The 13,600-nt window shown below is 68.4% G+C and carries 17 protein-coding genes; 13 read left to right on the forward strand and 4 right to left on the reverse strand.

Annotated features, from left to right (window positions below; translation table 11 throughout):
- Window positions 1-170 precede the first annotated feature (170 nt).
- Complete coding sequence (locus tag ACZ69Q_RS29915) at window positions 171-896, reverse strand: hypothetical protein (RefSeq protein ID WP_471047459.1); 726 nt, start codon at window positions 894-896, stop codon at window positions 171-173.
- An 83-nt stretch (window positions 897-979) separates the two neighbouring features.
- Window positions 980-1,825, reverse strand: a complete 846-nt coding sequence (locus ACZ69Q_RS29920) for a sigma factor-like helix-turn-helix DNA-binding protein (RefSeq protein ID WP_471047461.1) — start codon at window positions 1,823-1,825, stop codon at window positions 980-982.
- A gap of 431 nt (window positions 1,826-2,256) precedes the next feature.
- Between ACZ69Q_RS29920 and ACZ69Q_RS29925 the strand changes: the two genes are divergently transcribed.
- The 13 genes from ACZ69Q_RS29925 (at window position 2,257) to ACZ69Q_RS29985 (ending at window position 12,391) form a co-directional block, all read left to right on the forward strand.
- Window positions 2,257-2,640, forward strand: a complete 384-nt coding sequence (locus ACZ69Q_RS29925; protein WP_471047464.1) for a RapZ C-terminal domain-containing protein — start codon at window positions 2,257-2,259, stop codon at window positions 2,638-2,640.
- Between the two features lie 95 nt (window positions 2,641-2,735).
- Complete coding sequence (locus tag ACZ69Q_RS29930) at window positions 2,736-2,918, forward strand: hypothetical protein (protein ID WP_471047467.1); 183 nt, start codon at window positions 2,736-2,738, stop codon at window positions 2,916-2,918.
- A 105-nt stretch (window positions 2,919-3,023) separates the two neighbouring features.
- On the forward strand, window positions 3,024-3,188 hold the full coding sequence (locus ACZ69Q_RS29935) for a hypothetical protein (protein WP_471047468.1): 165 nt from the start codon (window positions 3,024-3,026) through the stop codon (window positions 3,186-3,188).
- Window positions 3,189-3,440: 252 nt separating this feature from the next.
- Entirely contained in the window at window positions 3,441-3,704 is a 264-nt protein-coding gene (locus tag ACZ69Q_RS29940; protein WP_471047471.1) for a DUF6284 family protein, read from the forward strand.
- A complete protein-coding gene (locus ACZ69Q_RS29945) occupies window positions 3,701-4,591 on the forward strand; it encodes a DUF2637 domain-containing protein (RefSeq protein WP_471047473.1) in 891 nt (296 codons plus the stop codon). Before ACZ69Q_RS29940 ends, ACZ69Q_RS29945 begins: the two co-directional genes overlap by 4 nt.
- Entirely contained in the window at window positions 4,591-4,938 is a 348-nt protein-coding gene (locus ACZ69Q_RS29950) for an RRQRL motif-containing zinc-binding protein (RefSeq protein ID WP_471047475.1), read from the forward strand. The genes ACZ69Q_RS29945 and ACZ69Q_RS29950 overlap by 1 nt, the downstream gene beginning before the upstream one ends.
- Entirely contained in the window at window positions 4,938-5,249 is a 312-nt protein-coding gene (locus ACZ69Q_RS29955) for a hypothetical protein (protein WP_471047478.1), read from the forward strand. Before ACZ69Q_RS29950 ends, ACZ69Q_RS29955 begins: the two co-directional genes overlap by 1 nt.
- Window positions 5,250-5,580: 331 nt before the next feature.
- On the forward strand, window positions 5,581-7,479 hold the full coding sequence (locus ACZ69Q_RS29960) for a MarR family transcriptional regulator (RefSeq protein ID WP_471047481.1): 1,899 nt from the start codon (window positions 5,581-5,583) through the stop codon (window positions 7,477-7,479).
- A 56-nt stretch (window positions 7,480-7,535) separates the two neighbouring features.
- Window positions 7,536-7,835, forward strand: coding sequence for a hypothetical protein (locus ACZ69Q_RS29965; RefSeq protein ID WP_471047484.1), 300 nt, complete (start codon window positions 7,536-7,538; stop codon window positions 7,833-7,835).
- 91 nt (window positions 7,836-7,926) lie between these two features.
- Window positions 7,927-8,778 (forward strand): bifunctional DNA primase/polymerase, encoded by an 852-nt coding sequence (locus ACZ69Q_RS29970; protein ID WP_471047487.1) that lies wholly within the window; start codon window positions 7,927-7,929, stop codon window positions 8,776-8,778.
- A gap of 2 nt (window positions 8,779-8,780) precedes the next feature.
- Window positions 8,781-10,256, forward strand: coding sequence for an ATP-binding protein (locus ACZ69Q_RS29975; protein WP_471047490.1), 1,476 nt, complete (start codon window positions 8,781-8,783; stop codon window positions 10,254-10,256).
- A 556-nt stretch (window positions 10,257-10,812) separates the two neighbouring features.
- Window positions 10,813-11,052: a helix-turn-helix transcriptional regulator gene (locus ACZ69Q_RS29980; protein WP_471047493.1), complete on the forward strand. Its 240-nt coding sequence runs from the start codon at window positions 10,813-10,815 to the stop codon at window positions 11,050-11,052.
- Between the two features lie 82 nt (window positions 11,053-11,134).
- Window positions 11,135-12,391 (forward strand): tyrosine-type recombinase/integrase, encoded by a 1,257-nt coding sequence (locus ACZ69Q_RS29985; protein ID WP_471047498.1) that lies wholly within the window; start codon window positions 11,135-11,137, stop codon window positions 12,389-12,391.
- Between the two features lie 274 nt (window positions 12,392-12,665).
- Here the strand turns inward: ACZ69Q_RS29985 and ACZ69Q_RS29990 are convergent, their stop codons facing one another.
- Complete coding sequence (locus ACZ69Q_RS29990) at window positions 12,666-12,950, reverse strand: hypothetical protein (RefSeq protein WP_471047501.1); 285 nt, start codon at window positions 12,948-12,950, stop codon at window positions 12,666-12,668.
- Between the two features lie 73 nt (window positions 12,951-13,023).
- On the reverse strand, window positions 13,024-13,600 hold a 577-nt coding region (locus tag ACZ69Q_RS29995; RefSeq protein ID WP_471047503.1), incomplete at its 5' end, for a tetratricopeptide repeat protein.

A 13,600-nucleotide genomic window follows, 5' to 3' on the forward strand; every position in this document is an offset into this window, starting at 1 on the left:
GATGCAGTGACGTGCCCCATGCCCGGTACCCGTCGTTGCCTGTCGTTGTTTGTCGTCGTAGGCCACCCTCGGACGGCCCACAGACGGCCCGGCGATGGGGGCATGACCTGGCACAACATGCGATCCGAGAGCCCTCGGGCCGCGCTTGCCAGGGTGACGCGCTCCCGTGTTCACCACTGGCAGTAAGCCACAGTTGCATCGTCCCCAGACTTGTAGCGCGGCCACCGCAGTCCCGTGGGGTCCGTGGCCTCAACCTCCCGCACCGCCTCAATCAGCTTGCGCGGCCCTCTGGCCTGGAGTGTGGCGAAGACATCAGACCAGGTCGCTGTCCCGTATTCCGTGACCAGCCTCGACACGCCGTCCGACATGACGGCAGCCGACTGCACATCTCTGAGCGGTGTAGTGCCGGTCAGGGCGTGCTGTGCCGCCTCGGGACAGGCAGCGGCCACCCAGTACCCCTCTGGCGTGTTCCGTACCTGCCGCTGAGCAAGTACGAGTCGCTGTAGCGCTTCCCTGTGTCCAGGGGTGTGAGTCTGGTGACTCTCAACCTCAGCCCGCAGGTCAGGCAACACATCGTCCACGCGAAGGTCACTGATCACGGTGTAGTCCTCGGGGCCGCTGAAGACGATCGGCGAATCGGCCAGTACTAGGTGATCAAGAACCCCGTACTTGTGCCGCAGGATCGCAACCGTGGCCGATGGTGTCCCAGGGTTGCTGAGGTCGCAGCTTGGATGCAGCGCCGCTACACGTTCGACAGCATCGGCGAAGCCGTCCGAAAGGGGCCGGTCAAGGTCTGCCAGGGCGGCTAGGAGATGCCCTCCGAGGTTGGCGACGTACCACGGGACGCCATGGCGGCATCCTGTGGACAGTCCAGCCGTACTGAGCCCATCCAGCACCACGGCGAGTGTGGGACTTCCAGCCACCCAATCTTCATTCGGGTTGGCTCCCCCACCTTGCGTTTCAAAGCAGACGCGCATGATCAGCCCTCATGTCGGTACAGCGGGGTGACGCGGCGGCTCTCCAGCACTTCCAGCGTCTCGGGGTCGTAGCGGCACGAGATCAGCGTCGAGAAGCGCCGCGTGCGAACCTCCCTGTATAGCTCTGCCAGGTTGTGCTCCAAGTAGTGCACGACCCCGTTGGCGCCTATGGCATGGATACCGGCGATGTACAAGAACGTCCCGCGCCCGTCCAGACGCGGGAGGCGCCCGAGGTAGCCAAAGTCGCCGGCTGATCCGTCCTCGTCCAGCGGAGACCGGAACTCATCGCCAGTCCTCTGGTCCAGCAGGTGCCAGGCACGGTCTTTGTTAAACCGCAGGTTGTCGTCCCCCTCTAGCACCTGGGCAACGATTGGCGACAACCGAGGGCCGCAGATGACCACGTGGTTCTCACGGTTGAGGTTGACGATGCCGGTCGGCGGGATCACTTCGTACTGAGCCTCAAGCTTCATGCCGCCGAGGAGCTTGCGCAGATGCTCGAAGTTGTCGAGGTCTTCCCTCACCACGACCGCACTCGGGTTCTCGTCGGGAGCTTTGCCCGCCTCGGTCTTTCCGCCCAGGGAGACAGTGACCAGGTCCGTACCGAAGAACGCCCTTTCCGGGGGTGGCCCAGCGGACGCGAGTTGCCCGACTCGCCCTCGGCTCACACCCAACTTCGCGGCGATCTCCGCTTGCGTCATGCCTGACGCCTGCGCCTCTTCGATGGCCTCGCGGCGGATACGGGACAGCTCCAGCACCCACCCCTGATAGGTCGCCATCAGGTCAATCGCGGCCTTGGCACGGTCAACCGGCTCGGTGATCCCGGAGACCTGCTCCATGTCTGTGTGCACGACTCTCCATCCATTGCCTAGGGGGGCTACCAGACTGTACCGCGAGAGGGGGTTGCGCGCAGCTTTCCGGTTGCCTATGGTCTCTAACAAGCGAGATGGCAACCCCCCCTAAGCAAGCTGGGGGGAGCCCTTCTTCGCCTGTTTCACCTGCACAAACGCATGACCAGGAGCCCCGCATTGGACGGGGGGAGGGCACCGGACAGTCGTCTGCCTCGCGGCAGGCGATCCCTTGGCAGTCCGGATGGCAGACCGAAAGGTCAGGTCTCTGCCTACAACGGGGCCCTAGCGAGCTGTTCCTTGATCCGGCAGCCGCGTCCCCGAAAGAGACCACTCATCCACCGCAGCTCGCTGCTGCCGGTTGCCTCCGCTGCTCGTCTCGTACGAGCAGCGGAGGGGAGCCGGAACATCCCTTCGCCTCTTAGGAGTCCTGCATGTCTGCTTCCGTCGAGATCGTTTCGTTCGGCTACCTGCACGACGCCCCGCCGGCCGCTCACCTGACCATCGACCTGCGACACCACTTCCGCGACCCGCACGTCGCCCCGGAGCTGCGCTACATGACCGCCGACGACGAGCCCGTCCGTACGGCCGTGCTGAACACGCCCGGCATCACGGCCCTGGTGGAGGCCACCGTCACCGCGGTTGCCGCGTTCGCGTCCGGCCCGAGTGCCGGAACGGTGACCGTGGCCGATGGGTGTGCCGGCGGCCGGCATCGTGCCCCGACGTTCGCCCGTGCCCTCGCTGAGCGGCTCACCGCTGCCGGGCACAGCGTGACCGTCTCGCACCGCGACATGGGCAAGGACGTCGTCCAGCGCTGACGACTGCCCGCGCCGCAGGACCCCGCACGACCTGCGGCAAGGGGAGTCGCCAGACCCGACGGCCCCACCCATCCCCCACTCAAGGAGTGCCCTTCATGGCTCAGCACGGCAACAGCAACATCAGCGGCGACGTGACCGGCACGCTCATTCAGGGCGAGGTCAACGGCACGGTCACCAACGAGCACCACGCCTCCCAGAACAACACCGTCGTGATCACTGGCGACAACGTCACGGTGCACGAGGGCGGCAACAAGAGCGGCATTCGCCAGAACTTCTGACCCGCTCTTCCAGCCCTCGCCGGGCCGATCCCGGGCCTACGCCGCAAACGCGGGCGAGGGCACGCACCACCAACTCATCAACAAGCAGATCAAGGAGGCACGCACATGGACTGGATGTGGCAGAGGAAGGCCGAGGCGTCCGGGGAGGCCGAGGAGATCCGCGTGTACCGGCGGAAGAGGGCCAACGAGGAAGCAGATGCCGAGATGAACCGGAAGTTCTGGGAGGACGCCGCCAAGTTGCACGGCGAAGACGGCATCCACGGCAACTGAACGAAGCGAGGGCCCCCGGGCGGACGATCCCGCCTGATTGCCGCGCCACCGCGCACTGACCCACCCAGCCCCGGCAGTCAGCCGTGAAGGGCGCGGGATCGAATCCCGCCCGGGGCACTCCGGCCGCTGCTCTGTGGCCGCGCCGCACCTGCTGTGTGCGGCTCCTTCCCCTCAACGGCGCGCACCCCCGGAGATTAGGGCCTCCGGGGGTGCTGTTCGGGCCGTTGTCACCTACCAGGGAGAACACGACCCATGGACCACATTCTCACGGTTTCGGACGCTGTCACCGCGTTCGCCGACTGGATCGAACCCACGGACGCGGAGCTGGACGCCATCGACGCGGAGATGCCCCTCATCCGCGCAGAGATGGAGTTGCTCGACGCGCAGATCATCACCATCGACCGCACGCCGACCATGCTGGACGAGCGGCGCATCCGTCGGGCCCGTCGGCGCGTGCTCGCCGCGCACCGGGACCAGGTGAACGGCTCTGGTGGGCGGACGGGCGGTGTGGCATGAGCCTGCACCGCAAGGGCCGCGCCGCGCTGGTGTTCGCGCTGGTCGTCGTGGTCGGGATGGCGTTTCGGGTGTCCTGGAACGCGCTGCGGGATATCGCGGGCGCGATCGGTGCGGACGACACGGCCGCGACGCTGTACCCGTTCGTGGTCGATGGCCTGATGGCCCTGGCTCTGATCGCGACGCTCGTGCTCGCCGGGCGGGACCGCACGTTCGCGCTGCGGGTGCTGGCCGCCTACACGATCGCCTCGCTCGTGCTGAACTACGTGCACGGTCTGGTGCCGGAGCTGCACGGCCGCTCGGTCGACTGGGGTCGACTGGCTGACTGGGATCCAGCGAACTGGGCGCTCGTGCTGCTCGCTACCTCGTTGCCGGTCGGGTCGATCTACTTCGGCTCGGACCTTGTGGCGAAGGTGCTGCACCACCGCCCCGCCCCGATCGCCGCCCCGATCGATAATGCGGAGGAATCGGTCGATAGCGAGATGAATCGGTCTAGGTCTGACCTCGCGGTATCGACCCGAGAGCCGATCACGCCGAACGTCACGGTGCTGCCCCGACCGGTGGCCGTCGGCTTCATCAAGTCGACCATCCCGGCGAAGCCGCTCCCCTCGATCGAGCCGACTCCGGTCGTGCCGATCGAGACGCGTGCGGTGGCTGCCGAGTCGACCCGTCCGCGTCGGGCCACGGGCCGCGTGCCCGACGTCGCCCGCACCCCGCGCGTCAAGCGCACACCGGACGAACTGCTGATCGAGGCCCGCAAGGTGACGGCCGATTGGCCAGACACCAGCCTGACCGCAGAGGGCATCCGGCGTGAGGTTCGCACCTCCCCGGCGAACGCCCGCACCCTGCGGGACACCCTGCGCGCCGAACGCGGCCTCCAGGTCGCGTGATGGCTGGGCTGCCGGTCTACCGGTGGCGGCTCGCCCCGGACGGCTACGCCACCTACCGCCAACTCCGCGCCCGGGGCCTGCGGCCCGGGGGCCAGGGCGTGGCGGCGCAGCTCGAACGGCCCCGGCGGCGCCGGGGGCCGCTGGTCGCCTACCTCTACCTCATCGAGCGGGCAAAGCCTGTGCGTCCGATGACGCCGGCCCGGTGGGCGGCCCTGGCCAAGGCCAACGCCGCCCGCCGCATGTGCCCCAAGTGCCGGCGGGACGCGGGATACGTCATCCCGCCCTCGCTCGGCATGTGCTCCACCTGCGCATTCCCCGACAGCTCCGTGCCCGCGAAGGAGGGCTGATGTCCCACCGCGACCCGCCGGGGATCATCGCCCCGCACATCCCCGCCGACGCCTACCGCCGCGCAGAAGCCACCGGACAGCCCATCGTCATCGTCGTCCACACCACCGACCCGAGTGGCCAGCCGCTGCGTCACTACCTGGTCCCGCTCGTCATCGCAGGGGCCGCCACGATGGGCTGCTGGGGGCTAGTCGCCGCGCTGTGCGCGCTGCTCGATGCAGCCGCCCACACGGTCACCGTCATCGCACAGACCGCCGGACCCATCGGCGTCGGCGGCATCACCCTCAAACTCACCCGCCCGAAGGGCAATTGACCGCCCCGAGAAGGCGGGAGCCGTAGGCGGCCCGTAGAGCGCCCGGACCCCCTCGCGCGGGGTGGAAGACCTCAGGGCCCGTGAACGGCCGCACACGCCCCCGTGGAGACGCTACGTGACCGCGTTTTCCACCGCCCAACGCGCGCGTGCGCGTAGGGCCCCCCTCCCCGGAACGGCGCAACTCCGCAACTCCGCAGGTCAGACGCGGTTGCGGGGCCTCAACCAGCACTGTCGATGCAACCGACAGTGCCAACTACCCCATATCGGACGGGCCGGTGACGCCACGCGACGGCGCACCGGCCCTCATCCACGGTCTTGAAGGGACCCTTTCGTGGACTGGAAGAAAGCATGGTCGACCACCACCGACACGACCAACACCGCGTTGGACGCCCTCGCGCCGATGTGCGCGCCGCTCGCGGTCCGTTGGGACCGTGAGGCAGAGCGCCGGACACTGCTGCGGACTCCGGAGAACCTGACGGCGCTGCTGAAGGCGCAGCGGGTCCACAACGCGGCCACGTCGAACCTTCGGGTCGCCAAGAGCCTGCGGGAGAAGGCGCGCGCATCTTCCAGCGGTCTGCTCTCGAAGGAGCGTCGTGCGGCGCGCGCCGCTCTTAAGGCGACTCGGGCCGACGTCAAGGCAACCGGTGCCGGGCTGAAGATTGCTCGGCACAACTACCCGTCGACGCTCACGAGCGTGGCGGTCAAGGCCCACGCCGTTCATGCGGTGCCGGGCGGTCTGGCGTCGTGGCTGATGTCGGAGGCCACGCACGCGCTCACGGTGTGGCCGGCGACTGTGTCCGCCGGGCTGATCGGTCTGAACGTCGCCGGTCTGTGGCTTGGTCGACGTCAGCCGTCGGTGCGGCTCGATGACGGGATGAGCGCAGAGGAGCAGCGCCTTGCCTCCCGGCTCGATCCGTCGTTCTGGGTGCCCAACGCCGATGCGCGCGGACTGTCGGGCACCGTGCCCACGCCCGCAAAGCTGACACCTGCCGGGCTGGTCTCGCACGTGCGCCTGGACGGCCGGTGGACGCCGAAGACGTTCCGCGCCAAGTCGGATGAGATCCGAGCCCTGCTCGGCGCGCGCACGGACCTGCGTGTGGAGATCACGTCCGGCAGCCACGGTGACCGCGCCACGATCACGCTGCGGACCCGCAGCGCGGCCGATGGCATCGACCTGAGCGGCTGGAAGCCGGGCGACCCGTGGGGCGTCGACACGATCACGGGCGAGCCGGTCATGGTCCCGCTCGGACGCCGGATGCTGATCGCGGGCACGTCCGGCTCGGGCAAGAGCTGGTCGACCCGCGCTCTGCTCGCTGAGGCGTCCGAGGCTCCGGATCACCGCCTGGTGGTCATCGACCCCAAGCGAGTTGAGGCGATCAACTGGGAACACCGCGCACGCACCGCGATCACGATCGATGAGGTCCTGGACGTCACCGACGAACTGGTCGCTGAGATGCACGAGCGGCTCGCTCTGGTCCCGCGCGGCCGGGACACGATCGAGATCTCCGAAGAGCGCCCCCGGATCACGGTGTTCGTGGACGAGGGAGCCGAAGTCATCACCATGGGCCGCAAGAAGCGGGCCAGGGGCAGCGACGGCGAGTCAGGTGATCCGGACTGGTCGCAGATCATGGAGAACCTGGGCACGCTCGCCCGCATGGCACGCGCGGCCGAGATCATCCTGATCTGGGCCACACAGAAGCCGACCATGGACGCCAAGGGCGGCATCGACCCGCAGATCAGCGGCCAGATCACCTACCGGGCCGCGCTCGCACTGTCCACCTCAAGTGAGTCCCGCGTGGTCTTCGGCGAGGACGCCACCGAGAAGGGCTGGCACGCGCACGAACTGCCCATGCCCGGCGTAGCCATGCTGCGCTCCGGGCCCAAGGCCAAGCCCCACCCGATCAACACCCGCGCCTTCTCTCCCGCAGACGTCATCGCCCTCCCCTCACGGCCCGTCTGGCACCGCGCTTCCTCCCGGCCGGCCGCGAGCACGCTCCGGCTGGTCAAGGAGCCGACCGCCACGGCATCTGCCGCGCCGGCCGGGGCGGAGACAAATCGGGATCGGGTCCTGCGGGCCGTCCAGGGCGGCGCCCGGACCGCGCGGGACATCACTGACCGGACCGGAATCAACAAGGGCACCGTCTCCCGCGAGATCAAGGCCCTCACGGCCACGGGAGCCCTCCGTAAGAGCGACGACGGCATGCTCCTGCCCGGCCGCGAAGCCGCGTGAGCACGACCGCCCGAACCCATCGCTCACCTCCACCGCAACGGCTGACAGGAGTCCCTGTGTCCGAGCACGACGTCATCCACTGGCCTAACGCCACCCAGGCTTACGCCACCGCTCCCGAGCCTCACACGGAGCTGATGTGGCTGAGCACGACCGAGGACCGAGGGCGTGAGTGGTGGCTGCGCCGCGCCGCCCTCACCGACCGCATGGCCCACGGCCTCACCCCCGGCTACACCGCCACCACCAGCAACGCATTCGACCTGGCCTCCCGGCTGATGGCCCTGGACGGAGCCGTTGTGGGCTGCAACCCGCGCGCCTACGTCCGTCAGCAGTACGCCCTGTGGGCCACGAACCGCTAGCTACGCCAAGGGCGGCCCCTCCGTCTCGCCAAAGTCGCGGGGCCGCCCTTGCCCAACCCGTCCTCAACAGACCTGTTGGAGGTCTCCCAGCATGACGCAACCGACCGACATTCGGGGAGAGCACCTGCGTGCCGCTCTCTCCCTGGCAGCCTTCGGCATCCCGGTGCTGCCGTTACGGGCCAAGGTGCCGTTCGGTAACTGCCGCCGCTGCGCGGACAACGCGTGCGGCGGCCGGCCGAACATGAAGACCGCCGGGCCCTGCGCCTGCCCGGCCCCCTGCCACGCATGGGCCGCCGCCACCACCGATCCGGACGTGATCCAGTCGGGCGTCTGGCGTCGCGCATGGATGCGGGCGACTGGTATCGCCTACCACCCGGGCGGGGCGCGGCTGACGGTCGTCGACCTGGACAACGCCGACGCGGTGACGTGGGCACGCGAGAACCTGCCCGCCACGCAGACCGTGGCCACGACGCGTGGTGAGCACTGGATCTACCAGGGCCCCATGCGCTCGGTGAACGCGGTCCGTCCCGGCGTCGACATCAAGTCCACGATGGCGTACGCCCGTTGGCTCGGACCCGGCACCGGCACCATCACGGCACTGCCGGACGTCGTACGCGCGCTGGCCGTGAAGGAACCTTCAACAGCCCGGCCGGCAGCCGTCACTGCGCCTGTGCCGGCCGGTGGCGGACAGTGCCGTCACCGCACACCCGCCTTCCTCGAACGGGGCATCGCGATGGCGGAGCAGCGCATCACCAGCGCCACCAGCGGCGTACACGCCACCGTCTACCGCACATTCCTGGCCGTGCTGTCCACGCACGGCCGGTGCGGCTGCCTCACCGACGCCCACGTTGCTCGGCTGTTCAACGCTGCGCAGGCCAAGGGCGAGAGCCCCCGGCACTGCACGGACGCCTGGACCAATGCCCGCACCACGTTGGGAGTGTGACCGTGGCTGACGACGACAAGACCCCGGCCCGCGAGATCATCACCGACTACGCGCAGGCCCACTTCCGGTACTTCCGCACCCCCGACGGCACCGTGTACGCCCAACGCAAGGGCCACCCCGTGGCACGTCCGATCCGCTCGCAGGGAACCACGGGAAGCCACCGGCAGGAACTCATGGTGGGACTGTTCCGTGACGGGAAGGGCGTCTTCAACGGCAGCGCGCTGAAAGAGGCGCTGGACCTGATCGAAGCGCTCGCGCTGAGCGAGGACGTGCAGCCCGTCTACATCCGCGTCGCTCCGGGCTTTGACGGGGCGACGTGGCTGGACCTCGGGCGCGATGACGGGCAGTCCGTACGCATCCACCCCACCGGGTGGGAGATCACCACCCCTGACCCGCGCGAGGTGTGTTGGCGGCGCACCCAGCTCACTGGGGAGCTGCCGTTGCCGGCGAAGGACACCGAGGGCAAGGGCATCGACGCGCTGATGCGGCTGTGTAACTTCGCCACCGCCGAGACCGAGTGCCTGGCCATTGCCTGGCTCATCGGCTGCCTCGGTCCGTCGGTGCCCGTCCCGGCGCCGTTCCTGACCGGGCCGCAGGGAGCGGGCAAGTCGACCGGCGGGCGGATGCTGATCCGGATCGTGGAGGGCATGAGCGGAGACCTGCGCCGGGCCCCCAAGGATGAAGAGAACCTGATCGCAGCGGTGTCGGCGGGATGGGTCACCGCTCTGGACAACCTGTCCCACATGACCCCGGACCTGTCGGATGCGATGTGCTGCATCGTGACCGGCGCCGAGAACGTCAAGCGGGCGCTGTTCACCGACGGAGACGTCTTCCGCGTCGGCTACCGACGCCCCCTGCTGCTGACCGGCATCGACGTCGGCGTCATCCGCCCCGACCTGGCCGAACGGCTCCTGCCGCTGCGCCTGGAACGGCCCAAGGTGCGGCGCACCGAGGCCGAGTTGTGGGCGGAGTACGCGGAAGTGCTGCCCGTCGTCCTCGGCTCGCTCCTGGACCTCACGGTCAAGGTCCGCGCGGCGAAAGCCGAGACACCGACGGACCTGCGGATGGCCGACTTCGCGCACCTGTGCGCACAGCTCGACGCCGCGACCGGGCTCGGGGTCCTTGCCGCCTACCGAGCCAGCCTGGACGACCTGAACGACGACGTCATCGAAGGTGACCTTCTCGCGCAGACCGTCCTGCGTCACGCCGACACCATCTCCCCGGGCGCGGCACAGCGGATGACGTCCACGGAGTGGCTGCACCTCCTGAGCGGCCTCTACAACGGCGAAGGAATGCGTCCCCTGCCGAAGGGGTGGCCGACCACCGGGAAGGTGCTCTCCGACCGTCTCAAGCGCCTACAGCCCACCCTCGCCGCCCGGGGCGTGCTCATCGACTCCGGGCGCACCAGCGCCGGCCGCTACCTCGAAATGACCCGCCCCGCCCCGCCCGCCCCGCAAGAACACCGGCGCATGTTCTAACCCGCACCCCGTACCTGCCTGGACAAGCAAGAGGAGCACCATCGGCCAGGCGTGCTCCTCTTGCTGTTCGGCGGAACGCCGCCCAAAGGACGCGCCGCGAAGCGGCCCCTCATTGCTCCTCCGCCGGCATCGGCGGCGCCCCGAGTCGCGCCGCGCAGCGGCTCCTTCTTCACGCTTTGAGGCGCCACCGCACTACAACAGACACCCCCTCTTTTGTCCTAAGAGGGAAGACGCTGCGTCATGTGCGTCACGCGGGACGCTAAACGGCCCCTGACCTGCGGATACAGGCATGACGCAGACGGAGACCTCCGCGTCATCCTGCGTCATCTGCGTCACCCGATGACGCAACCCATGCCGCACGGATGACGCAGCACCTAACCACCGCGTCAAGCAAAACCACAGGTCAGAAGCCTGAATGTCGCTGATGACGCGATGACGCAGAAATCCACACCTCGGACAGACGCAGGCTCCTGGCCCGTCTGCACTCAACCCACGACGTCAGGACCCACCGCAGGGCACCTCACCCACCCCGCCACGGACATGAGGAGTCACCAGCATGGCCACCGAAGAGCCGACCGACCCGCGTGCCCTCCTGCGCGGCGGACTCCCGGACCGCTACCTGACCCCGGAAGACCTGGTCACCATGTTCAGCCTCCCCAGCGTCGAGACCGTCTACCAGTGGCGACGCAAGCGCATCGGCCCGGCTGGCTTCCGCGTCGGGCGCTACCTGCGCTTCAACCCCGCCGCCGTGCGGGCATGGGAGGCCGAACGCACCGCCATCGAAGACGCGGCATGAGCCTGCCGCACCCCGCACCACCCAACGCTTCGGGGAGGGCCACGCCGTGGCCCTCCCCTACCCAGAAGGGACCACGCCCTACATGGCAGGCCACATCCAAGACCGCTGGTTCAAGACCGAGACCGACTCCGCCGGCAAAACCGTCCGTCTCAAGACCGACCGCCACGGCACCGGACTGCGCTACCGCGCCCGCTACATCGGCCCCGACGGCACCGAGAAGTCCAAGAGCTACCCCGATGGACAGAAGCGCCTCGCCGAGAAGTGGCTGACGCGGATCGAAGCGGACATGGACACCGGCCAATACATCGATCCGAAAGTCGGGAAGATCACGTTTCGTGAGTACGCCGAAAAGTGGTTGGTCGGACTGACGACGGACCCGGTGAGTCAGGAAGTCGTGGACAGGCGGATTCGACTGCATGCGATCCCTCACCTGGGATCACGTCCGATGGGGTCGTTCAAGCCCGAGCACATGCGCACATGGTTGAACCGCCTCAACTCCGCAGTGCCGAACGGCACATACCGCCGTGCGATCTACGACTCGGTATCGTCTGTGTTCAACGCTGCGGTGGATGATGGCGTGATCAAGTCGAACCCCTGTCACGCGCAGTCCGTCAAGCCCCCGATTCCCGAGGACCGGCTCATCGTTCCGTGGACCAAAGAGCGCGTACTGGACGTTCGTGAGGGACTTCCCGCGCGGTACGCGGCAACCGTGGACACCGGTGCGGGCTGCGGGCTCAGGCAGGGAGAGATTCTCGGGCTTGCCGTGGACAACCTCGACTTCAACACGGGTTGGGTCCATGTGCGCCAACAGGTCAAGCGGGTGGGCGGCAAGTTGGTCTTCGCTCCGCCCAAGCGTGGCAAGCTGCGGGACACGCCACTCAGTCCGGTGGTGGCTGCGGGCTTGCGTGAGCACATGGCACAGTTCCCGCCCACCGCAGTGACGTTGCCCTGGAAGACCCCGGACGGGTCGCCGGTCACGCTGAAGCTTGTCTTCACCAACAGAGTGGGCAACGCCATCAGGCGCAGCTACTTCGACGACTTCGTGTGGAAGCCCGCTCTTGCCCACGCTGGCGTCATCCCACCCAAGGAGCGAGGCCAGCGCTATGCCGCCGCTCCGGACGACGGCATGCACGCACTGAGGCACTTCTACGCCTCGGTCGTCCTAGAGACGGGAGGCAGCATCAAGGCTCTGAGCACGTACCTGGGACACTCCGACCCCGGATTCACGCTGCGGATCTATACGCACCTGATGCCCAGCAGTGACGAGAAGGCGCGGGCGGCCGTCTCCTCCGTGTTCCAGCGCCTTCACCCGGTGCGGGAGCTCCCCTCAGCGGCCTGACGGCCCACAGACGGCCCACGGCCCCACGACGGCCCCTGCCCAGCGGTTCCGCCGCTGCTCAGGGGCGGTTTGGCGCCTTGGAGGCGGCAGAAACACCCCATCTTGCCCGACGGCCACCCCTGGGGGGAAACGCGTATAACCGGGTAGCTCTGACCTGCGGGTTTCGCTGCGGCCGGCTGCGGCTCGTCTGTCACTGCCGGTCGGCGTCGAGTACCCTCGGGCACCTTCGCACGGCCCGCAGTGGGTCCGTGGGTGCAGGCAGGCCCGCATGCCGTTACAAACCGCGCAGCGCCTCGTACAGATCGCCGTAGGTTGCCCAGCAATCAATGCTGCCGTCGTCGTACAGGCTGCCCATGTACCAGTCGTCGTCATGAACGGTCTTCACGAGGCACAGGCCGTGGAACCCGAGAATGATCTCGGGGTGCAGCACCTCGTTGGCTCCGGCGCCGTCCACCCACTTCACCACCCGGTCCGGATCCAGCGCGACAGCCTCTCGGTCCCCGGATACGTCGCGGATCTGCGGAAGGGCCCAACCCGGAGGTAGCTGTGCGTCTGCCATCCACAGATGCTCTCACCCGCCGGGTGTCGAGCATCACTTCGGGAGTTCGATCATGTGGGTCGGCCGGGGAGGGTCATACGGGTTGGTCGGGAGTGTCTGATGGGGGTTGGAGGTCGGGGGCGGTTGCTGAGGCTGCCGTATCCGGTTGCTGTACGGCTGCCGCAGCATCACGGGCGCTGGCGAGGTTGCTGCGGGCGGTGAGGGTGTTGGGGTGGTCGTCACCCAGGACCCGTTCGTAGTCGGCCAGCACCCGCTCGCGCAGACCGAGAGCGTCCTCAAGGCGCCCGGCATCGCCGTAGGACTCGGCGAGGTTGTGGCGCGCGTTGAGGGTGTCAGGGTGATCGTCACCCAGGACCCGCTCCCGGCCCGCCAGAACCCGCTCGCGCAGGTCGAGGGCGTCCTGGACGCGCCCGGCATCGCTGTAGGAGCCGGCGAGGTTACTGCGGGCGGAGAGGGTGTTGGGGTGGTCGTCACCCAAGACCCGTTCGTAGTCGGCCAGCACCCTCTCGCGCAGACCGAGAGCGTCCTCAAGGCGCCCGGCATCGCCGTAGGAGACGGCGAGGTTGTGGCGCGCGTTGAGGGTGTCAGGGTGATCGTCACCCAGGACCCGCTCCCGGCCCGCCAGAACCCGCTCGCGCAGGTCGAGGGCG

This window comes from Streptomyces sp. NPDC036764, from assembly GCF_055609385.1.

Coding starts and splice junctions, on each gene's coding strand:
- ACZ69Q_RS29925 (WP_471047464.1), top strand. CDS start 2,257: ATGTCTGCTTCCGTCGAGATCGTTTCGTTCGGCTACCTGCACGACGCC.
- ACZ69Q_RS29930 (WP_471047467.1), top strand. CDS start 2,736: ATGGCTCAGCACGGCAACAGCAACATCAGCGGCGACGTGACCGGCACG.
- ACZ69Q_RS29935 (WP_471047468.1), top strand. CDS start 3,024: ATGGACTGGATGTGGCAGAGGAAGGCCGAGGCGTCCGGGGAGGCCGAG.
- ACZ69Q_RS29940 (WP_471047471.1), top strand. CDS start 3,441: ATGGACCACATTCTCACGGTTTCGGACGCTGTCACCGCGTTCGCCGAC.
- ACZ69Q_RS29945 (WP_471047473.1), top strand. CDS start 3,701: ATGAGCCTGCACCGCAAGGGCCGCGCCGCGCTGGTGTTCGCGCTGGTC.
- ACZ69Q_RS29950 (WP_471047475.1), top strand. CDS start 4,591: ATGGCTGGGCTGCCGGTCTACCGGTGGCGGCTCGCCCCGGACGGCTAC.
- ACZ69Q_RS29955 (WP_471047478.1), top strand. CDS start 4,938: ATGTCCCACCGCGACCCGCCGGGGATCATCGCCCCGCACATCCCCGCC.
- ACZ69Q_RS29970 (WP_471047487.1), top strand. CDS start 7,927: ATGACGCAACCGACCGACATTCGGGGAGAGCACCTGCGTGCCGCTCTC.
- ACZ69Q_RS29980 (WP_471047493.1), top strand. CDS start 10,813: ATGGCCACCGAAGAGCCGACCGACCCGCGTGCCCTCCTGCGCGGCGGA.
- ACZ69Q_RS29985 (WP_471047498.1), top strand. CDS start 11,135: ATGGCAGGCCACATCCAAGACCGCTGGTTCAAGACCGAGACCGACTCC.
- ACZ69Q_RS29990 (WP_471047501.1), bottom strand. CDS start 12,950: ATGGCAGACGCACAGCTACCTCCGGGTTGGGCCCTTCCGCAGATCCGC.